Source organism: Caulobacter sp. LjRoot300, assembly GCF_964253875.1.
GTDB lineage: Bacteria > Pseudomonadota > Alphaproteobacteria > Caulobacterales > Caulobacteraceae > Caulobacter.
This window is the reverse complement of record NZ_CAXUSA020000002.1, coordinates 152794-171823: the sequence shown is the minus strand read 5'-3', so window position 1 is coordinate 171823 and position 19030 is coordinate 152794. Positions and strand designations below refer to the sequence as shown.

General features: G+C 68.5%; 18 protein-coding genes. 15 read left to right on the top strand and 3 right to left on the bottom strand.

Annotated elements, in window-relative coordinates:
- The first annotated feature begins 196 nt into the window (after positions 1 to 196).
- From phnC to ACSQ2G_RS06190, 7 genes are all read left to right on the top strand, one after another.
- Positions 197 to 991 carry a phosphonate ABC transporter ATP-binding protein gene (gene phnC, locus ACSQ2G_RS06220; protein ID WP_436029216.1) on the top strand — a complete coding sequence of 265 codons (795 nt, stop codon included), beginning with the start codon at positions 197 to 199 and terminating at the stop codon, positions 989 to 991.
- On the top strand, positions 967 to 2028 hold the full coding sequence (gene phnD, locus ACSQ2G_RS06215) for a phosphate/phosphite/phosphonate ABC transporter substrate-binding protein (protein WP_436030528.1): 1062 nt from the start codon (positions 967 to 969) through the stop codon (positions 2026 to 2028). The genes phnC and phnD overlap by 25 nt, the downstream gene beginning before the upstream one ends.
- 197 nt (positions 2029 to 2225) lie before the next feature.
- A complete protein-coding gene (gene phnE / locus ACSQ2G_RS06210) occupies positions 2226 to 3053 on the top strand; it encodes a phosphonate ABC transporter, permease protein PhnE (protein WP_436029214.1) in 828 nt (275 codons plus the stop codon).
- A gap of 160 nt (positions 3054 to 3213) precedes the next feature.
- Entirely contained in the window at positions 3214 to 4500 is a 1287-nt protein-coding gene (locus ACSQ2G_RS06205; protein ID WP_436029212.1) for an OprO/OprP family phosphate-selective porin, read from the top strand.
- Positions 4501 to 4576: 76 nt separating this feature from the next.
- Complete coding sequence (locus ACSQ2G_RS06200) at positions 4577 to 5620, top strand: substrate-binding domain-containing protein (RefSeq protein WP_436029210.1); 1044 nt, start codon at positions 4577 to 4579, stop codon at positions 5618 to 5620.
- A 109-nt stretch (positions 5621 to 5729) separates the two neighbouring features.
- Positions 5730 to 7022 (top strand): hemolysin family protein, encoded by a 1293-nt coding sequence (locus tag ACSQ2G_RS06195; protein ID WP_436029208.1) that lies wholly within the window; start codon positions 5730 to 5732, stop codon positions 7020 to 7022.
- A 7-nt stretch (positions 7023 to 7029) separates the two neighbouring features.
- Positions 7030 to 7686, top strand: a complete 657-nt coding sequence (locus tag ACSQ2G_RS06190) for a GNAT family N-acetyltransferase (protein WP_436029206.1) — start codon at positions 7030 to 7032, stop codon at positions 7684 to 7686.
- Positions 7687 to 7940: 254 nt separating this feature from the next.
- Here the strand turns inward: ACSQ2G_RS06190 and ACSQ2G_RS06185 are convergent, their stop codons facing one another.
- Positions 7941 to 9413, bottom strand: coding sequence for a M20 family peptidase (locus tag ACSQ2G_RS06185; RefSeq protein ID WP_436029205.1), 1473 nt, complete (start codon positions 9411 to 9413; stop codon positions 7941 to 7943).
- A gap of 351 nt (positions 9414 to 9764) precedes the next feature.
- Here ACSQ2G_RS06185 and ACSQ2G_RS06180 point away from each other — a divergent pair, with 351 nt between their 5' ends.
- Entirely contained in the window at positions 9765 to 10730 is a 966-nt protein-coding gene (locus ACSQ2G_RS06180) for an NAD-dependent epimerase/dehydratase family protein (RefSeq protein ID WP_436029203.1), read from the top strand.
- Between the two features lie 89 nt (positions 10731 to 10819).
- Here ACSQ2G_RS06180 and ACSQ2G_RS06175 read toward each other — a convergent pair whose 3' ends face one another.
- Positions 10820 to 12715, bottom strand: coding sequence for a class I SAM-dependent methyltransferase (locus ACSQ2G_RS06175; RefSeq protein WP_436029201.1), 1896 nt, complete (start codon positions 12713 to 12715; stop codon positions 10820 to 10822).
- A gap of 105 nt (positions 12716 to 12820) precedes the next feature.
- On the opposite strand from ACSQ2G_RS06175, the gene ACSQ2G_RS06170 reads away from it, so the two are divergent.
- Complete coding sequence (locus ACSQ2G_RS06170; RefSeq protein ID WP_436029199.1) at positions 12821 to 13900, top strand: polysaccharide pyruvyl transferase family protein; 1080 nt, start codon at positions 12821 to 12823, stop codon at positions 13898 to 13900.
- Positions 13901 to 13958: 58 nt separating this feature from the next.
- Complete coding sequence (locus ACSQ2G_RS06165; protein WP_436029197.1) at positions 13959 to 15206, top strand: phytanoyl-CoA dioxygenase family protein; 1248 nt, start codon at positions 13959 to 13961, stop codon at positions 15204 to 15206.
- Here the strand turns inward: ACSQ2G_RS06165 and ccrA are convergent.
- On the bottom strand, positions 15190 to 16461 hold the full coding sequence (ccrA, locus tag ACSQ2G_RS06160) for a crotonyl-CoA carboxylase/reductase (RefSeq protein ID WP_436029195.1): 1272 nt from the start codon (positions 16459 to 16461) through the stop codon (positions 15190 to 15192). The two genes, ACSQ2G_RS06165 and ccrA, sit on opposite strands and share 17 nt — an antisense overlap.
- 284 nt (positions 16462 to 16745) lie before the next feature.
- On the opposite strand from ccrA, the gene ACSQ2G_RS06155 reads away from it, so the two are divergent.
- From ACSQ2G_RS06155 to ACSQ2G_RS06135, 5 genes are all read left to right on the top strand, one after another.
- A complete protein-coding gene (locus ACSQ2G_RS06155) occupies positions 16746 to 17501 on the top strand; it encodes an enoyl-CoA hydratase/isomerase family protein (RefSeq protein ID WP_436029193.1) in 756 nt (251 codons plus the stop codon).
- A gap of 391 nt (positions 17502 to 17892) precedes the next feature.
- Complete coding sequence (locus ACSQ2G_RS06150) at positions 17893 to 18018, top strand: hypothetical protein (protein WP_155856733.1); 126 nt, start codon at positions 17893 to 17895, stop codon at positions 18016 to 18018.
- A 22-nt stretch (positions 18019 to 18040) separates the two neighbouring features.
- Positions 18041 to 18373 (top strand): DUF6481 family protein, encoded by a 333-nt coding sequence (locus ACSQ2G_RS06145; RefSeq protein ID WP_436029190.1) that lies wholly within the window; start codon positions 18041 to 18043, stop codon positions 18371 to 18373.
- Positions 18374 to 18398: 25 nt separating this feature from the next.
- On the top strand, positions 18399 to 18647 hold the full coding sequence (locus tag ACSQ2G_RS06140; protein WP_310083830.1) for a hypothetical protein: 249 nt from the start codon (positions 18399 to 18401) through the stop codon (positions 18645 to 18647).
- Complete coding sequence (locus ACSQ2G_RS06135) at positions 18644 to 18958, top strand: hypothetical protein (protein ID WP_436029188.1); 315 nt, start codon at positions 18644 to 18646, stop codon at positions 18956 to 18958. Before ACSQ2G_RS06140 ends, ACSQ2G_RS06135 begins: the two co-directional genes overlap by 4 nt.
- Positions 18959 to 19030 lie beyond the last annotated feature (72 nt).

The window sequence follows — 19030 nt, the reverse complement described above, 5'->3', positions numbered from 1 at the left end:
ATGAGGACTTCGGGTCCGCCGGAGCGAGCGAAATAGGGTCATCGCCGCACGATGTAAAGAGTCTTTTGGACGCGGGCTTCCGCTCGCCCTTGCGGTGAATTGATCCACGGACCGTCACAAATCCATTGCGTCCGTGCCCCAAACCGACGAACGCACTTCCCAGCGCCCAAAACCACGTTAAGGATTCGTCCCGACCATGACGTCGGACCCTGTTCTCTCGATCCGCGCCGCCTCCAAGACCTTCGGGTCGCGGCGGGCGCTGGACGCCGTCTCGCTCGACGTGGGGCGCGGCGAGATGATCGCGCTCATCGGTCCGTCGGGCTCGGGCAAATCGACCCTGCTGCGCTCGATCGACGGCCTGCAGACGATAGATGAGGGCGAAGGCGTGATCACCGCCTTCGCCGGTCCGGTCCAGGCCAAGGGGCGGGTCAGCGACCATGTGCGCAAGGCGCGCATCCGCATCGGCTTCATCGCCCAGCAGTTCAACCTGGTCGGCCGGCTGAGCCTGTTCACCAACGTCGCCCTCGGCTCGCTGGGGCGGATCGGCACGCTGCGCGGCTTGTTCGGGGCCTGGCCGGACGAGACCCGAACGGCGGCCATGGCCGCCCTGCACCGGGTGGGGGTGGCCGACTACGCCGCCCAGCGCGCCAACACCCTGTCGGGCGGCCAGCAGCAGCGCGGGGCCATCGCCCGGGCCCTGGTGCAGAAGGCCAAGATCATCCTCGCCGACGAACCTGTCGCCTCGCTCGACCCGGTCTCGGCGCGCAAGGTCATGGAGATTCTCCGTGATCTGAACAAGACCGACGGCCTGACCGTGGTCGTCACCCTGCATCAGGTCGACTACGCCCTGCGCTATTGCGACCGGGTGGTGGCGCTGAAGGCTGGCCGAAAGGTCTATGACGGCCCGACCAGCGGTCTCGGCCGCGACAAACTCATCGACATCTACGGCCCGGAATTCGAGGACGTATTCTGGGAAGGAGCTCCGCAATGATCCGCCGCACCCCGATCTCGCGCCTTGTCGCCGCCGGCCTTGGGGTCGTCGCGGCCCTGACGCTCGCCGCGTGCGGGGAGCGGAAGGCCGCCGGACCCGCCGCGCCCAAGGACACGATCGTGTTCTCGATCCTGTCGACCGAGTCGGCCCAGAACATGGAGAGCTACTGGAAGCCGATCCTGGTCGACATGGAAAAGTCGACCGGAATGAAGGTGAAGCCGTTCTTCTCGTCCAACTATTCGTCGCTGATCGTGGCCATGGGCGCCAAGCAGACCGACGTCGGCTGGTTCTCCAACCAGTCGGGCCTGGAAGCCGTGCGCCGCTCGGGCGGCGAGGTCTTCGCCCGCACCTTCGACCCGTCGGGGACCGACGGCTACAAGTCGGTGATCATCGTCCCGATCGACAGCAAGCTGACGGTCGAGGGTCTGCTCAAGTGCGACAAGACCCTGAACTTCGGGATCGGCGACAAGAAGTCGACTTCGGGCACGCTGGCCCCGATGACCTACCTGTTCATCCCGGCCGACAAGAAGCCCGAGACCTGCTTCAAGACCGTGCTCAGCGCCAGCCATGACGCCAACCTGTTCGCGGTGGCCAACCACAAGCTGGACGCGGCCACCAACAACACCACGGCCCTGAAGCTCAACGCCCAGGCCAAGGGCGGCGCGCAGTCCAGCAAGGTCAAGGTGATCTGGGAATCGCCGACCCTGCCGGAGGACCCGATCGTCTGGCGCAAGGACCTCGACCCGGTCGTGAAGGAAAAACTGCGCCAGTTCTTCCTGACCTACGGCCAGGGCGACACGCCTGTGGCGGCCCAGCAGCGCAAGAACCTGGCGCGGCTGTCGATGGGCGGCTTCAAGCCCGCCGACGACACCCACCTGCTGGTGGTGCGCGAGATGGAGGCCCTGGAGCAGGTCGGCCTGGCCCGCGAAGCCGGCGACAAGGCCAAGCTGGCCGCGGCCGAGACAAACCTGGCCGGCATCAAGGCCGAGCGCCTGGCCGCCGAGGGCAAGGCCGGCCTCGCCGCGCCGGCCAACTAGGGGGCGGACCCCGTGAAGTCCAATCACCGTTGTCATCCCGGAAAGCGCGGAGCGCTTGTCCGGGACCCAGGGGCAACCGCACCGCCTTCGCCCAGTCCCCTGGGTCCCGGACAGCCTCTGCGAGGCTTCCGGGATGACAACGGTTTGGAATTTACCGGCCGCCTGGGCGACCTTGGATCAGATCTTCAGAGCCCGTCATGAGCGCCCCAGCTAGCGACGCCGTCCCGCCTCCGCCCAGCAAGCCGATCTCGGCCCGCGCCTTCGATCTGCTGCTGTGGGGCGGGGTGATCGCCCTGTTGGTGGTCAGCTTCAAGCCGGCCGAGATCGACAAGTTCCCGCAGCTGTTCACCGACGCCAGCAAGATGCAGGGCTTCGCCAGCGGCTTCTTCTCGCCGTTCATCGATCCCAAGGCGTTCATGGCCGCCGACTGGGAGCTGTACATCGGCAAGATGTGGCAGACGATCCAGATGGCCCTGTGGGGCACGGCCCTGGCCATCGTCGTGGCCATTCCGCTGGGCCTGCTGGGCGCGCGCAACATCAGCCCGTGGTGGATCCAGCAGCCGGTCCGCCGCCTGCTGGACCTGATCCGCTCGATCCCCGACCTGGTGGTGGCGCTGATCTTCATCACCGCCGTGGGCCTGGGCCCGTTCGCCGGGGTGATGGCCCTGATGTTCAACACCGGCGGGGTGCTGGCCAAGCTGTTCGCCGAAGCCGTCGAGTCAATCGACAAGGGCCCGGTCGAGGGCGTGCGGGCGACCGGCGCGGTCAAGCTGGCCGAGGTGGTCTGGGGGGTGATCCCGCAGGTGGCGCCGCTGTGGACCAGCTATGCGCTGTACCGTTTCGAAAGCTCCAGCCGATCGGCGACCGTCCTGGGTCTGATCGGGGCCGGCGGGGTGGGCCAGGTGCTGCTCGATTCGATCAACGGCTTCCAGTACGACCAGACCGGCTGCATCGTCCTGGTCATCGTGGTGGCCGTCTCGCTGATCGACCTGCTGTCGCAGATCATCCGCACACGTCTGCTTTAAGGACTGTTTATGTGGCCCTGGGGCCACAATTAACGCCTTGAAAAGGCTTGTCATCGGTCTGTCATCAAAGGGTGGCGGAACCGTCACGGGACCCCCGTAAAGCGCTCCTACCTGATCCGGACCAACGGGCAGGGGGCAAAGCCTTAAGGGGAATTCTCACATGCGGAACAAGACCTCGCTGGTCTGCGGCGCGGCGCTGGGCGCCATGCTGGCCTGCGGCCTCGGCGTCGCGGCTCACGCGCAAGACAACACGATCGCCTGGAAGGGCGCTCCGCAGTGGACGAACGACGACGTCTATTTCAAGGTCCGCGGCCGGATCCTGGTGGACGGCGTGTTCCAGGACGTCGACCGCGAAGGCGCGGCGACCGACTACAAGACCAGCAACATCCGCGGCCGCCAGGTGTTCATCGGCATCGAAGGCAAGCTGAACAACTACATCGCCTACAAGGCCGAAGGCGGCTGGGTGAACGGCGGCAACCCGTCGTGGGACGACGTGGTCATCGAGGTCAAGCCGACCGAAATGACCTCGATCCTGATCGGCAACGTCAAGGCCACCGGCCTGGAAAACCTGACCTCGACCCGCTTCACCACCTTCATGGACCGCGGTCCGTACGGTGACTTCGGCGTCGACAGCTATCTGCTGAGCGTCGTGGGCAAGGTGCAGGGTCCCAACTGGAGCGTCACCGGCGCCGTCCAGGGCGACAGCATCAACAGCAACGACATCAACAACACCTCGTCGGCCGCCAACACCAACCAGAACTCGCAGGAGCGCCTGGGCTTCACCGGCCGCTTCCACTACGCGCCGCTGGTGACCGACACCGACAAGGTCCACCTGGCCGTGTCGGCCCGCTACCGCAACCACGGCAACGAAGGCGCCTTCAACTACCAGGGCCGCCCGGACACCAATTACGGCACCAGCGGCCTGTACTACAAGACCGGCGCCATCGCCGACCGCGACACCACCATGGCCGCGGAAGGCGCCTGGATCCACGGGCCGTTCTCGGTCCAGGGCGAATATTCGAACATCTCGGTCGAGCGCCTGGCCACCACGGCCCCGGGGTCGAACCCGGACATCAAGGTCGGCTACGCCTTCGTCAGCTTCTGGCCGACGGGCGAGACCCGCAACTACGATCCGGTCGCCGGCGAGATCAAGCGTCCGAAGATCCTGAACCCGATCACCGCCGGCGGCTTCGGCGGCGTCGAACTGGCTCTGCGCTACGACTACGCCGACCTGACCGACGCCTACAAGTCGGCCTCGACCGCGGCCAGCAAGACCCTGTCGCAGGACGCCGGCAAGTACACGGCCTGGACCCTGGGCGTGAACTACTACCCGACCGCCTATGTCCGCTTCCAGGCCAACTACACCGACGGCTCGGTCGATCCGGTCGTCGTCGGCCGCGGCACGGACATCAAGCAATTCCAGCTGCGCGCCCAGCTGGACTTCTAAGACCCTTCCTCCAGGCCGGCGCGAACGCCGGCCTGGACCCTTTCTCGCAACGCTCCAGAGACTCCAGGAGTCCTCCATGAAGAAGCTGCTTTCCTGCGCGGCCGCCGCCGTGGCCCTTTCGGGCCTCGCCGCCGCCCCCGCCCACGCCGCCCGCGACTATGTCTGGGCCGCCGGTTCCTCGACCGTGTTCCCGTTCGCCACCCGCACCGCCGAAAACTTCGCCAAGAAGACCGGCAAGAAGGCCCCCAAGGTCGAAAGCCTGGGCACCGGCGGCGGCATCAAGCTGTTCTGCTCGGGCGCCGGCGAAGGCTTCCCCGACATCGCCAACGCCTCGCGGCCGATGAAGAAGTCGGAATTCGACGCCTGCGCCGCCAAGGGCGTCAAGGACATCGTCCAGATCAAGATCGGCTTCGACGGCATCGTCGTAGCCACCGACAAGGACGGCGCCGACTACAACTTCAAGACCGAGCACCTGTATCTGGGCCTGGCCAAGCAAGTGCTGAAGGGCGGCCAATTCGTCGCCAACCCGTACAAGACCTGGGACGAGATCGGCTCGGGCCTGCCGGGCAACCGCATCCAGGTCTATGGCCCGCCGCCCACCTCGGGCACCCGCGACGCCTTCGTCGAGCTGGCCATCGAGGCCGGGGCCCGCAAGTTCCCGACCGCCGACGCCATCCGCGGCGACAACGAGAAGAAGTTCAAGGCCCTGGTCGACCCGCTGCGCAACGACGGCTGGATCGACGCCGGTGAGAACGACAACGCCATCGTCGGCACCCTGACCAAGACCCCCGGCTCGCTGGGCGTCTTCGGCTGGTCCTACCTCGAAGAGAACATGGACAAGATCAAGGGCGCCTCGGTCAACGGCGTGCGTCCCTCGGCCCAGACGATCGCCGACGGCTCGTACCCGCTGTCGCGCTCGCTGTTCATCTACGTCAAGAAGGCCAATATCGGCGTGACGCCGGGCCTGGCCGAATTCGTCACCGAGTTCACCTCGGACGCGGCCACGGGTCGGGGCGGCTATCTGCAAGGCCGCGGCCTGATCCCGCTGCCCCCCGGCCAGCACGACGCCCAGAAGCAAGTCGCCGCCAACAAGACGGCGATGGCGCGTCCGGCCCAATAGGCGACTCGACCTCGAACAAGGCGACGCCGCGGTCCCCAGTGGGCCGCGGCGTTTTCTTTTGTATAGTGGGCCCCCGCGCCCGCCTGGGTCGCGCCAACCCTGAAGGGCCATGATCCTCCTCGCGCTCGCCGTCGTCCTGCTCCTCGTTCTGCTGAACGGGGTGTTCTCCATGTCCGAACTGGCGGTGGTCTCGGCCCGCCGCGCCCGGCTGCAGACCTTCGCCGACCGGGGCGACAAGGGGGCCAAGCTGGCCCTGGCCATGGCCGAGCACCCGACGCGGTTCCTGTCGGCCGTGCAAGTCGGCATCACCCTGATCGGCATCTTGGCGGGCGCCTACGGCCAGGCAACGATCGCCGGGGCCCTGGACCTCTATCTCAAGCCCTTCCCGGTGATCGGCGCCCACTCCGAGGCGATCGCCACCACCATCGTGGTCATCGGCCTGACCTATGTCTCGGTGATCCTCGGCGAGCTGGTGCCCAAGCGCCTGGCCCTGCTGTTTCCCGACGTGATCGCCCGCCGCATGTCGCCGTTCCTGGCGGTGGTGGCCACGGTGCTGCGCCCGTTCGTCACCCTGCTGACCGCCTCGACCGCCGGCATCCTCAAGCTGCTGGGCGTGCGCGACGAGCGGACCAACGACATCACCGCCGAGGAGGTCGAGACCGTCCTGGCCGAGGGGGCCGACGCCGGGCTGATCGAGCCCGAGGAGCGCTCGATGATCCAGGAGGTGCTGCGCCTGGGCGACCGCCCGGTCCGCGTGGCCATGACTCCGCGCCGCGACCTGTTCTGGATCTCGCTGACCGACAGCCAGGACGAGATCCTACGCGAGATCCGCGACTGTCCCTATTCGCGCATCGTGGTGGCCAGCGAGGGCGACCTGGACGGCGACATCGGGGTGATCCTCAAGAAGGACCTGCTGGACGCCTGCCTGGGCGGCGAGGCCATCGACATCAAGAGCCACGTCCAGCAGCCGATCGCCATCCCCGAGACCATGTCTCTGCTGCGGGCCATGGCGGTGTTCAAGCAGACGCCGCTGCACATGGCCCTGGTGGTCGACGAGTTCGGCTCGATCCAAGGCGCGATCACGCCGCTGGACCTGCTGGAAATGATCGCCGGCGACTTCCCCGAGGACCACGACGAGACCGAGACCCGCATCCTGCGCCGCGAGGATGGGACCTGGCTGGTCGACGCGCGGGTGGACATCCAGGAGCTGAACGACGCCCTGGGCGAAAGCTTCGAGGCCGAAGGCGGCTATCACACGGTGGCGGGGCTGTTGCTGGATCGGCTGGGGAGGATCCCCCGGGAGGGCGAGATCGTCGAGTTGGGCGGGTTCGACGCGGAGGTCGTCGACATGGACGGGTCGCGGATCGACAAGGTGATCCTGCGGTGCGTGCCCAAGGAGTAGGACGCGCATGAACGGATCCGCCGATGCGGCGCTGGTCGAGGCGTGGGCGACAGGCTGGGCGCTGTCGCGAGGCGTCGGCGCGCCGATCCGGGCGGCGGGCGGCCATCGGATCGTGGTGGGAGAGCCCGGACATGCCGAGCGTTATATCTTCCCGATGCTCGACGCGGCCGCTCTGTCGGGCCTGGCGGCCAGCATCTCCGCGCCCGGGATTTTCCTGAAGGCCTTCTGTACGCCCGAAGCGCTGCTGGCCGCCATCGACGCGCGCTGGAGCCCGCAGGCGCCGGGCGACCTGATGGCCATCGATCTGGTCGCCGTTCCGCCGCCCCCACCCCTGGCCGCGGGCTACGTTCACGCGCTCCGCGCCGAGGGGGCGGTGCTGGTCGTCGAGATCCACGACGCGGGCGGGGTCTTGGCGGCTTCGGGCCGCGCCGCCCTGACCGGCGGCTTCGCGGTTTTCGACAAGATCGTCACCGACCCGGCGCATCAGCGGCGCGGCCTGGGGCGGTTCGTGATGGGCGTCCTGGGCGAACGGGCCCGGGCGCTGGGCGCGGCTCGGGGCGTCCTGGTCGCCACGCCGGAGGGGCGGGCGCTGTACGAAGTGCTGGGCTGGCGCTTCGAGGGGCGAATGGAGACGGTCGTGATCCCGGACGAGGTGGTCGGCTGAAGGCGGGCCCTGAGCCGCTTCCATCGAAATCCATCCAAACGGTGTCATCCCCGAAAGCGCGCAGCGCTTGTCCGGGATCCAGGACGGCCGCACCGCATCGACTCGGTCTCCTGGATCCCGGACAGCCTCGGCGAGGCTTCCAGGATGACAACGAATTTGGGCCCGATCGCGCCGGCGGGGTCCCGTGAACAGTTTGTGGCGGTGCAGGGTCGGGGACAGGCGCATGCGCCTGTCCCCGGCTTTCGCTCGAACCCCTACCGCGCCGCGGTCTCCACCAGCCGCTGGTAGAACCGCACCATGCGTTCGACATTGGCGAGGGTCATGTGCTCGTTGGTGCCGTGGATCATCTCGGTGTCCTTCACCGACAAGACCAGGGGCTGGAAGCGGTAGATGTCGTCGGCGATCGGGCCCATGTAGCGGCTGTCGCTGGCGGCGGTCATCAGGGCCGGGGCGACCGGCGCCTTGCTTTCGTCGCCGGCCAGGGCGGCCAGGGTCTTCCAGCCCTCCGACGTGGTCGACGAGACCTTGCTGGGCTCGTCCGGCGTCTTCACCCAGGCCAGCTTGACCGGCAGGTCGCCGACCGCGTCCTTGGCCTTGGCCATCACCTTGGCCGAGCTGTCGCCGGGCGCGATGCGGTAGTTGATCCAGGCCGTGGCGTCCTGCGGCAGCACATTCTCCTTGGGCGAGCCCTTCAGCATGGTCGGGGCGATGGTGGTGTGCAGCATGGCCGCCCCGGCCGGGGTCTTGGCGGTCTGGCTGACCAGCAGCGGCGAGAACAGCCAGGTGTTGGCCGCCGCCATCCTGATCGTGGTCGAGCTGTGCGGGGCCAGGCTCTTGAGCATATCAGCGCCGGGACCGCTGAACCTCATCGGGAACGGATGGTCGGCGATCGCCAGCACGGCCTTGGCCAGGGTGGTCACGCCGGTCTGAGCCGGCGGGGCCGAGGAGTGGCCGCCGACGGCGGGGGCCGTCACGGTCAGGGTGGCGTAGCCCTTCTCGGCCGTGGCGATCAGGGCCACCGGCTTGTTGGTCACCGGATGGTCCTCGACCACCACCATGCCCTCGTCGAGCACGAACTGGGCCTTGACCCCGCGCGCCTTCAGCAGGGCCGCCGCGGCCCGCGCGCCGCCGCCGCGCACCTCCTCGTCGTGGCCGCTGACCAGGATCACCGTACGCTTGGGGGCGAAACCCGCCTTGGCCAGGCCGTCCAGCGCCTCGAATAGCGTGACCAGGCTGCCCTTGTCGTCGATCGAACCCCGGCCCCAGACGGCGCCGTCGGCGACCACCCCGTCGAACGGCGGGTGGGTCCAGGCCCCCTCGCTGCCGGGGGTGACCGGCACCACGTCCTGGTGGGCCATCAGCACGATCGGGGCCAGGCTCCGGTCGGTCCCCTGCCAGGTGTAGACCAGGGCGTGGCCGGCCACGACCTCGCGGCCCATCACCCGGTGGGCGTCGGGATAGGTCGCCTGCAGCCAGGCGTGCAGCCTGTCCCACTCGCCCGGCTGGTCCTCGGCGGGATCCTGGTGGCTGACGGTCCGGAAGCGCACGGCCTCGCCCAGATGCCGAGCCGCCAGGTCGACGTCGAACGGACGGGCCGAGGCGAGGTGGATGCTGGCGGTGTCGACCGCCGCCGGCGCCTTGAACGTCGCCGTGCGCACCGCGACCACGGCCGAGGCCGCCACCACCAGTCCCACGGCCGTCAGCGCCGCCTTGCTCTTCCAGCCCATGGTCCCACTCCCCCCAATTTCAGCCGAACACTTGTTTGCGCCGACTGTGCGACGGGTCGCGGGACATGCCAACCAGCAAAGTTTGGCGCGTGATGGGTAGGAGCTTTGTCGATCCCCTTTCAGCCGTCATCCCGGGCCTTGTGCCCCGGACCTCTGGTTCAGCTTAACTGTGAGGCGCAAGCGGTTCGCTGGCGAACCGCCCCTGCTGCACTTGCGGCGGGCGGAGGGGTCCCGGGCACGAGGCCCGGGATGACGAGCGAGGAGGAAGGACAGCCCCGGCATCGCGCGTTTGCGTCGAAGCGGCGGCTCGCGCATACGCTGGCGCCTGGCGAAGACGTTGCGGGAAGCAGCATGGGCGTCCTGGTCCTTGGAGGGACGGGTTTCATCGGCGGGCCGGTGGCGGCGCGGCTGCTCGCCCAGGGCGTCGAGACGGCGGTCGCCCATCATGGCGCGCGGCCGGTCGCGGCCGGGGCGGCGTCAGTGGTGCTGGACCGCCGCGACCCGGCGGCGGTGCTGGCCGCCGTGCGCGACCTGGGCGCGGATACGGTGGTCGACCTGATCGCCTACACGCAAGCCGACACCCTGCCGCTGATCCAGGCCTTGTCCGGCCGCATCGCCCGCTACGCGGTGGTCAGCTCGGTGGACGTCTACCGCAACTACGAGGGCCTGCACCGCAAGGGCCGGCCGACGCCGATCTGGGACCGGCTGACCGAGGACGCGCCGCTGCGCGCCAGCCGCTTTCCCTACCGCCTGGCCAGGCCCCGTCCGGTCGGCGACCCCCAGGCCTGGATGGACGGCTACGACAAGATCCCGCTGGAAGAGGCGGCCCGCGCGGCCGCGGGGCTGGAAACCACCATCCTGCGCCTGCCGATGGTGTTCGGGCCCGGCGACCGGCAGCGGCGGTTCTCCTGGGCGATCCGGCCGATGGTCCAGGGCCGACCCCGGTTCGTGATTCCCCATCCGTGGGCCAGTTGGCGAGCGACCTTCGGCTATGTCGACGACGTGGCGGCGGGGATCGCCCTGGCGGCCGTCCATCCCCGGGCCAGCGGGGAGACCTTCAACCTGGGCCGCGCCAACACCCCGACCAGCCTCGCCTGGGCGGCGACCTTCGCCGAGCACCTGAACTGGCCCGGCGAGGTCCAGCTGGCCCATCCGAACGTGGCCCGCGGCGCCCTGGCCAAGGCGGTGTCGGGCCTGGACCTCGGCTACCCGCTGTTCATCGACAACGCCAAGATCCGCCGCCGACTGGGCTATGCCGAGGTGACGGACTTCGACGACGCCCTGGCGCGGACGGCGGCGGACGAGATGGGGCGCTGACGCCCTTTCCTTTTCGGCGGCAGGGTGTCGTCGTCGCGCCCCTCCTCTGAGGGATGCTCGATGGCCATTCCGGCCTAACCGAGGTTGCGTCAGGGCGCCGTCACCATGCCCCAGCCGTACAGCTGGCTCCGGTTGCGGTCGAGATCCTGGCCGGCGTTGCGGGCGAAGGCCTCGCCAACCGGCGTCCGTACATCCGCCTCGCAGAACCGCAGGGCGGCGTCCAGGAGGGCGGGATGCATGGCCTTGCGGCAGAGGAACAGCTTGTTTTGCACATAGGCGAACGGGACTAGGTCCGAAGCCCGGGCAAGGTGCTCGTGTATGGCTTGGCCCACATCCAGGCGGACGGGGTTGAGAAAGTCGTCGCAAGCGATGATCCCTTCGGGCGCCAAGATCGCGTCGCAGATCGCCAGGTCGTGCCGCACGTCGTCATACAGGTGCGAGCCGTCGATACTGACGAATCGGGGTCGACCGCCAAGCAGGTCCAGCAGGCTTTCGGCGCCATGCTGGGCCGAGTGCGCCCGCACCAGCCGAACTACACCGCCTCGCAGGCCGGCGGCCGCCAGGTTGGCCAGGACAGTCGCCTCGTCGACCCGCTCGTAAGGGTCCAACCCTACGACCAGTTCGCCCGTCACCACCGCCTCGCGCAGCAGGACCGAGAAATATCGGCCGGCATAGACGCCAATCTCCAGCAGCGGTCCGGTCGCGCCGCGGACAGTCTGCCAGCGCAGAAGATCCATCGTCCGCAGGGCGGCGTAATCTTGCAGCCAGCCCGGAACGCGCTTGGCGATCTCATCCAGGAAGGCCTGGTCGGCCTCCGGCGTGCTCGGCGCCGACACCTTGAGGGGCTTGGTGGTTCTTTCGCGCGGCTGGGCGTCCTGAAACCAGGCCTCCAGATCATCGACCATGTCCCACACCAGCTCATAGTCGCCCGCGGTGACAGGCGCGGTGAAGACGTGCAGGAAGGTGGTCTGGCCGCCCGGCGGCGTCCGGTCGGTGACCGGACAGCGGCCGCCAAAGTCCCAAGTCTCCCTGCCATGGGCGTCGACCAGGTGGACCCCCAGGCCCAGGATCGCGCCCCGGGCCGAGACGTTGGGCGCCCAGGCCAAGCCGCCAGTATTGCGCACCGTGATCGCCGCCACCATCGTCTTGCCAGCCTGAACCGTGACGGGCAGGTCGACGCGGACGATCTCGCAACCCCAGGCCGCGCGGCACGGCAGGGTGGCGTCACGGGCCTCGGCGTGGACGACCGCGCCGCCGCCCGGTCGGAGGCAAGGCTCGACGACGGTCGGGCCGCTCGCCGGGCGTCGCGGCGCCAGGATCTCGGGCGGATACTGCAGGGCGGTGATCGGGTCTGCACCCGCCTTGCGATAGCGTTCCAGCTTGGCCTGGCGCTCGGCAGGCGCGCACCACACGGGCTCGAAGTGTAGGATGGCGGCCCTGGAGTCGAAATAGCTCGCGCCCAGGACGTGGTAGCCGCTGTGCGGCTTGGCTGGCTTCCAGACCAGGGTGGCGTCGTTGCGAAACAACCGCATCTGCCAGTCCGGATACCAAGGCGGCACGTCGGCGAATTCGTAGGGAGCGTCGCCGACGATCCACTTGCGCGGAAACCAGTAGTGCGTGACCTCGGTGCGCGACATCAGTTCCGGTAGCAGCGCCGCGAAGCCAGCCTCCAGGCTTTCGTCGTCGTCGATCACTAGGATCCAGTCGCCCACGGCGTAGTCAAAGATCATCATCCGGGCCGCCGACATGGCGCCAGCGTGCCGGAAGGTAAACACTACGTCGGCCATGCGTTTGGCGATCTCTAGCGTATCGTCGGTTGAGGCCGCGTCAACGCCGACGACGATCTGGTCGGCGAACCAGGACGCCTCGGCTAGCAGTCTCTCGAGACGATCCGCCGAATTCCGCGTAAGGATGCTTACGGTCAAGCGTGGCCGCGGGTTTGGGTCGTCGAGAGATTGCACCGCGACTGGCTGGTGTTTCGACATCCCCGACATCCAACCTTCCACGCCCCCTTTTTCGCGCTATGGTGTATCCGGGCGCCGCATCGACGTCCACGTCCACCTCCAATTGAAAGCGCCGCGTCCGCTGTTATGACGACCCTGTTCTGCGTTCGCCCCACGACGCCCAATATCGGAAACGACCTGATCAACAAGGCGACCCGCGACCTGCTCTATGAGGTGTTCGGGCCAGACGTTTCTGTCGTCAATGTTTCCGCTCTGGGGGCGGGGGGGCGGGGCGGGCTGACCGCGTCTCAAATCTACGACATGAACCAGTTCGCCGACGGCGTGGTCATCGGCGGCGGAAACCTGTTCGAGAACGGCCAGTTGACGGTCGACACCAACGCCCTGCGCGCCCTGCGCGCGCCGATGATGATGATCGGTGTCTCGCACGGGCGGATCTATGAGGCGTCTGGCGCCTGGGTGCATCGCACGGACTCTATGCCCGATACGACGATCCGCCAACTGGTCGCCAAGGCCGAGGTGGCCATGGTTCGCGATCACGGCTCGCGGGCTCTGCTTCACGAAGCGGGTGCGGGCAATGTCGAGTTGGCCGGGTGTCCGTCGCTGTTCCTGCCGGCCAACGCCTCTGCCTTCGAGCCCGCTCGCCAGGACGACCGCCGAGTGCTGCTGTCGATCCGCCATCCAACCCGGATGAGCGTGCCGCCCGCGCTGCAATGGCGAACCCCGCACGACCTGCGCCGCCTGATTGATGCACTACGTGGCGAATACGGCGACCACGTTCACCTGGTCTGCCATGACTACATGGACCTGGACTTCGCCGCGGGCTATCCGGACGTGCCGCATCTGTATTTCGATGATGTCGAACGCTACATCGACGCCCTGCGGAGCTGCCGTCTGAACGTGTCCTACCGCCTGCACGCGTTTCTGCCCTGCGTGGCCTTCGGCGTCCACTCGATCCACCTGTCGTACGACGAGCGTGGCAAGGCCATGGTCGCGACCGCGGGGCTGGGAGAATGGGACATCGACCTGATGACCGAGACCGACATGGTGGCCACGGTGCTGGCCCGTGCCCGCGATATCGAGACCTATCATCGCCTGCGGGTCGCCAGTGCGGCCGAGACGCGGCGGATGCGCGAGGTTACCGTGGAGGGTCTGCGACGTTTCGCGCAGACCGTGGAAAGGCGGCGAGCCGATGCCAGTCGATGCTAACCCCATAGACCGCCCGGCGCTCGCCCCACGATCGTACGGAATCTTTGGTCCCCAGTCCTTGCCAGGCCTGGACCGGCTGCACGGTCGCGTCGTCGAGCGGATTCTCGGGGCCCTGGTCGAGTTGAAGGGGCCCGAGGCCGTTACTACCTTGGGCGGCGACCTGGGCCGGCTGCACCATGTGCTGGATGTCGAGGATGTCGGGCCCCTGCGCGACTGGGTGATCGAAAGCCTGCGCGGCGACCTGCTGGCCCTGGCCGTCCAGGTGGGGCGCTGGGCCCTGGGCTGGACGCATGACTTTCACGTCGACGACTACCTGATTCTGCGGATCAACTTTCCTTACGCCCTGGCGCGTTACGCCAAGGCCAGCGCCGAGAACCCAGGCATTGGCCGCGTCAGCCCTGCGGTTCGCCCGATCGCCGCCGCCCGGCGAGTCAAGAACCCGGTCTATGATCCCAGCGCTTATCACCGAGACCATCCACCCCCGGCCTGGGCCCATGGACCGCACTTGGACAGTTGGACGGGTCACTCGCGCGACGGCTTCAACATCTGGTGGGCGATCGGTGACGTGCCGCCCGAGGCGGGCATGGTGCTGTATCCGCAGCTGACCGACGCGCCCCTGGCTTGCGACCGCCGCAGCCTCTATCTGGCCGCGGGCCATCCCCTGCCGCCGCCGACCTTCGCGCCGCTCGCGGCTGGTGAGATGCTGGTCTTCGATCCGGAGATTTTGCACGGCACCCACCTGAACGTGACCGACCGCACCAGGGTCGCCATTTCGCTGCGCCTGAACACGGCTCGACCGACGTTCGATCCGGCCTCGTTCTACGCGCGCGAGTTCTGGCGCACGGCCGGCGACATCGAGGCCGGCCGTTTGGACAGGATCATTCACCTCAAGCGCGAGGATCACCTGGCGTCCGACGCTCCCGATCCCGTGCGCGCGCCCACGCTGCGGGCGGCGATCGCGCCGACGCAGGTCGACGGCGCCCTCGTCTGGATCACGCTGGACCAGCCGCTGGCTCTGGGAGAGCGGATAGCCGTGGCGCTGAACGATGATCGCCGCCTGATGCTGGTGCGCGCTCAGGATGGGCTGCGCGCGTTGGACGGCGCCTGCCCGCACTACGGGTTGGACCTGATGGACGGCGGTGTTGAAGCCGGGCGGCTGTATTGCCCCGGTTGCGCCATCGGTTTCGATATGGCGACTGGGCGCTCGTCCTGCGCTGACCTGGTTCTGCGGACCTACGGCGTGCGCGAGACGGCCGACGGCGTGGTGATCGCGCTGAACGAGGCGGGCCCTACAGCCCCGCGCTGATCTCCACCACCTCCTCGAACGTCCTAAGCCCCGGCCGCTGGGCGCAGACCAGCACGGCCATGTTCCCCGGCAAGTGCTGGTTGGCCAGCATCTTCTCGTGGGCGGCGGGGATGTCGGTCCAGGGGAAGACTTCCGACAGGCAGGGGTCCACGCGGCGGTCGATGACCAGCTGGTTGGCGGCGCTGGCCTGCATCAGATTGGCGAAGTGGCTGCCCTGGACGCGCTTCTGGCGCATCCACAGGAAGCGGGCGTCCATGGTCAGGTTGAAGCCGCTGGTGCCGGCGCAGATGGCCACCATGCCGCCGCGCTTGACCACGAACACGCTGACCGGGAAGGTCGATTCGCCCGGGTGCTCGAACACCAGGTCGACGTCGCGGTTGCCGGTGACCTGCCAGATGGCTTTGCCGAACTTGCGGCTTTCCTTCATGTAGTCGGCGAACTCGGGGCCGTTGACCTTGGGCAGCTGGCCCCAGCAGTTGAATTCCTTGCGGTTCAGCACCGCCTTGGCGCCCATGCTCTTCACATAGTCGATCTTGTCGTCGTCGCTGACCACGCCGATGGCGTTGGCCCCGACCACGGCGGCCAGCTGCACGGCGAACACCCCCAGCCCGCCCGAGGCCCCCCAGACCAGCACGTTCTGGCCGGGCTTCAGCTCGTGCGGCTTGTGGCCGAACAGCATGCGGTAGGCGGTGGCCAGGGTCAGGGTGTAGCAGGCGCTCTCCTCCCAGGTCAGGTGCCGGGGGCGCGGCATCAGCTGGCGTGACTGCACCCGGCAGAACTGGGCGAAGCTGCCGTCCGGGGTCTCGTAGCCCCAGATCCGCTGGCTGGCCGAGAACATCGGGTCGCCGCCGTTGCACTCCTCGTCGTCGCCGTCATCCTGGTTGCAGTGGATGACCACTTCGTCGCCGAGCTTCCAGCGCTTGACCTTGGCGCCGACCTTCCAGACGATCCCCGAGGCGTCGGACCCGGCCACGTGACAGGCCTGCTTGTGGACGTCCAGCACGCTGACCGGTTCGCCCAGCGCGGCCCAGACGCCATTGTAGTTGACGCCGGCGGCCATCACCAGGACCAGCACCTCGTCCTCGCCGATCTCCCAGGTGGGCACGACCTCGACCTGCATGGCGTCGGACGGCTTGCCGTGGCGTTCCTTGCGGATGGCCCAGGCGTACATGGTCTTGGGCACGTGGAAGGCCGGCGGGATCTCGCCGATCTCGTAGAGGTCCTTCAGCCCGGTCTTGTCCAGCGTGTCGGTCATCTCGCTCCCCGGTTTCTTCGGCGCCGCAACACGAACGCTCGAACGGTTTCCCGCGCTCCGTGGACCGTTCCGCCGGCTCGGAACCCGGCGTCGGTCCATCGTTCTGGCCTCCGCGCGCGCCGTTCCGCCGCCAAGGTCGACCCAGGCTGTGACAAGCGTTTGACTCTGGCAAGGGGAAAGTTGTTGCGTCGCAGCATGGTTACGCGTGAAACGACGGTCTTCCTCGCGGCGAAGAACAAACGGCTCAGCTTTCCAAACCAGCCCTCATCCGCCACGTTCGGCCGATGAGCGCGATGATCCACGTCAGCCGCCCCACCGGCTCGATCCTGCTGCTGGAGCTGGACGCCCCGCCGGCCAACGCCCTGGGGCTGGCCGTGCGGGCCCAGCTGGTGAAGATCCTCGACGAGATCGCCACCGACGACGAGGTCCGCGCGGTGGTGCTGACCGGCCGGGGCGGGGTGTTCTGCGCTGGCGACGACCTGCGCGAGGCCGCCGCACGCCAAGCAGGGGGCCGCGCCGCGCCCGACGCCCTGGCGGCGGTCGAGAACTTCAATCGGCTGATGGACTGGATCGAGGCCCTGCGCGTGCCGCTGATCGCCGCCATCGACGGCTGGTGCTTCGGCGGCGGGCTGGAGCTGGCCCTGGCCTGCGACATCCGCCTGGCCAGCGAGCGGGCGGTGTTCGCCGCGTCCGGGGTCAATATCGGGCTGATGGCCTCGGTCACGCGCCTGCCGCGGTTGATCGGCGTCGCCCGGGCCAAGGCCCACCTGCTGACCGGGGCCCAGTTCGGTCCCGAGCGGGCCCTGGCCGACGGGATCGTCACCGCTGTCCACGCCCCCGAGCGCCTGCTGCCGGAGGCCTTCCGCCTGGCCGAATGGATCGCCTCGCGCGCGCCCCTGGCGGTGGAGGCCACCAAGCGCGTCGTCGATGGCCGGTCCTATGTCGAGGAGGAGCTGCCGGCCCTGGTGGCCAGCGCCGACCACCGCGAGGCGATCGCGGCGTTCATGGCCAAGCGGACGACGCTGTTCAAGCGGGGGTGACCCAAGACGCCCGGACGTGGGAACGTATTTCCAACGGCCGGTCCCGCAACCGTGCTAAGCTCCATCAAGGCGCTAGGACGCGCCCTCGACGAGTTCCAGCCCGCTTGGCGGGCCGTCTCGACGCACCCCGGAAAGGGGTCGCATGACCGTCAGCCGCCACGACCAGCGCCCTTCACGGACCTGATATCGCCGTTCACCGCGCGCGCCGTCGCGCGCGGTTTTCTCTTCGAAAAAGGAACGCTCCTTGTCCAAAGGCAATCGTGAAGTCCGCAAGCCCAAGACCGTCAAGCCCAAGGTGATCGCCGCCGCCGCGCCGACCCTGCTGTCTCCGCTGGGCGGCAAGAAGAAATAGCCGCCGCGTTCCCGTCGCCCCCGATCGAAGGAGACTCCCATGAAGACCTATCCCGGAACTCGCCCCACGGGGCCCAAGGGCCTCAACGACCCCCGCTCGACCGGCGGCCAGCCCTCGCGGCCCCGGCCGATCGATCCCGACGCCCTGCGCGGCACCAAGACCTGACCCTTCCGATGAAGAGCGCGACATGAACGAAACCAAGGGCGCCCGGCTGGCCGACCGGCTGAAGACGGCCGCCGAGGCTCGGCAGGCCCTGCTGGCCAAGTTCAGGCCCAGGTCGGCGGCGGCCGATCCGCTGTTCGTCGAGCGCGGCGTCGCGGCGGCGGCCGAGCTGAAGGCCGTGCGGGCCGAACGCCAGGCGGTCCGCACCGTCAAGAAGAAAGCGGCCGACGCCGTCGCCGCCGGGGCGGCGGTCGCGGCCATCGAGCGCGCCGAACGCAAGCGCGCCAAGGCCCCCACCGAGGCCGAGGCCAAGGACAAGCGTGACGCCAAGTACGCGGCCCGCAAGGCGCGCCGCTGATGGCTCTTGCTGATGGTCCCCGCTGATGGCTAAGCGCGCGCCGGTCCCGGTCTCGCCGTTCGGCTCGCAGGATTACGAGCTGCTGTGCGACAACCTGATCACCCTGCGCGAGGCCCATATCCGCTCGCGTCATGCCCGGCCGATGCGGGTGGGCGACCTGTGCACGCTCACCCAGGACGGCGAGGTCTACGAGCTGGTGGTCACCGACTTCACCGACCGCGGCGGCGAGGGCTGGAGCGTCCGCTGCCGGATCATCGAGGCGCTCCGCCGATGAGCGCCTTGTCCGGACGGCGGCGACGACTCCGAAGCGAAGGGGCCAGGCGGATCGGGCCCGAGCGGCGGATCGGCGGGCTCGTGCGCTGGCAGGTCTTCCCGCGTCGGGCCGGCGGGACGCGGCCGGGCCTGTGGATCGCCATCGCCGCCGCCGCCGTGCTGCTGATCCTGTTCCTGATCGCCGCGCGCACCGCCGGCGGACCGCGTTGGGGAGGTCCGCTGCTGCTGGTCCCGGCCGCAGGGCTGCTGGCGACGTTGGGAGCGGCTTTCGTCGTTCTGGCCCGGCGGGCCCTGGCCTGGCTGGCGGGATAGGGCGGCCATGGCGGGCTCGCCAAAGGTACCGGTACCTTTTTGCTGTTCCTGATCCTCGGCCTGTGTCTACAT

What these genes read in the sequence shown, in the direction of transcription:
- phnC (WP_436029216.1), top strand. Translation starts at nt 197, where the DNA reads ATGACGTCGGACCCTGTTCTCTCGATCCGCGCCGCCTCCAAGACCTTC.
- phnE (WP_436029214.1), top strand. Translation starts at nt 2,226, where the DNA reads ATGAGCGCCCCAGCTAGCGACGCCGTCCCGCCTCCGCCCAGCAAGCCG.
- ACSQ2G_RS06205 (WP_436029212.1), top strand. Translation starts at nt 3,214, where the DNA reads ATGCGGAACAAGACCTCGCTGGTCTGCGGCGCGGCGCTGGGCGCCATG.
- ACSQ2G_RS06200 (WP_436029210.1), top strand. Translation starts at nt 4,577, where the DNA reads ATGAAGAAGCTGCTTTCCTGCGCGGCCGCCGCCGTGGCCCTTTCGGGC.
- ACSQ2G_RS06195 (WP_436029208.1), top strand. Translation starts at nt 5,730, where the DNA reads ATGATCCTCCTCGCGCTCGCCGTCGTCCTGCTCCTCGTTCTGCTGAAC.
- ACSQ2G_RS06190 (WP_436029206.1), top strand. Translation starts at nt 7,030, where the DNA reads ATGAACGGATCCGCCGATGCGGCGCTGGTCGAGGCGTGGGCGACAGGC.
- ACSQ2G_RS06185 (WP_436029205.1), bottom strand. Translation starts at nt 9,413, where the DNA reads ATGGGCTGGAAGAGCAAGGCGGCGCTGACGGCCGTGGGACTGGTGGTG.
- ACSQ2G_RS06180 (WP_436029203.1), top strand. Translation starts at nt 9,765, where the DNA reads ATGGGCGTCCTGGTCCTTGGAGGGACGGGTTTCATCGGCGGGCCGGTG.
- ACSQ2G_RS06175 (WP_436029201.1), bottom strand. Translation starts at nt 12,715, where the DNA reads ATGTCGAAACACCAGCCAGTCGCGGTGCAATCTCTCGACGACCCAAAC.
- ACSQ2G_RS06170 (WP_436029199.1), top strand. Translation starts at nt 12,821, where the DNA reads ATGACGACCCTGTTCTGCGTTCGCCCCACGACGCCCAATATCGGAAAC.
- ccrA (WP_436029195.1), bottom strand. Translation starts at nt 16,461, where the DNA reads ATGACCGACACGCTGGACAAGACCGGGCTGAAGGACCTCTACGAGATC.
- ACSQ2G_RS06155 (WP_436029193.1), top strand. Translation starts at nt 16,746, where the DNA reads ATGAGCGCGATGATCCACGTCAGCCGCCCCACCGGCTCGATCCTGCTG.
- ACSQ2G_RS06150 (WP_155856733.1), top strand. Translation starts at nt 17,893, where the DNA reads ATGAAGACCTATCCCGGAACTCGCCCCACGGGGCCCAAGGGCCTCAAC.
- ACSQ2G_RS06145 (WP_436029190.1), top strand. Translation starts at nt 18,041, where the DNA reads ATGAACGAAACCAAGGGCGCCCGGCTGGCCGACCGGCTGAAGACGGCC.
- ACSQ2G_RS06140 (WP_310083830.1), top strand. Translation starts at nt 18,399, where the DNA reads ATGGCTAAGCGCGCGCCGGTCCCGGTCTCGCCGTTCGGCTCGCAGGAT.
- ACSQ2G_RS06135 (WP_436029188.1), top strand. Translation starts at nt 18,644, where the DNA reads ATGAGCGCCTTGTCCGGACGGCGGCGACGACTCCGAAGCGAAGGGGCC.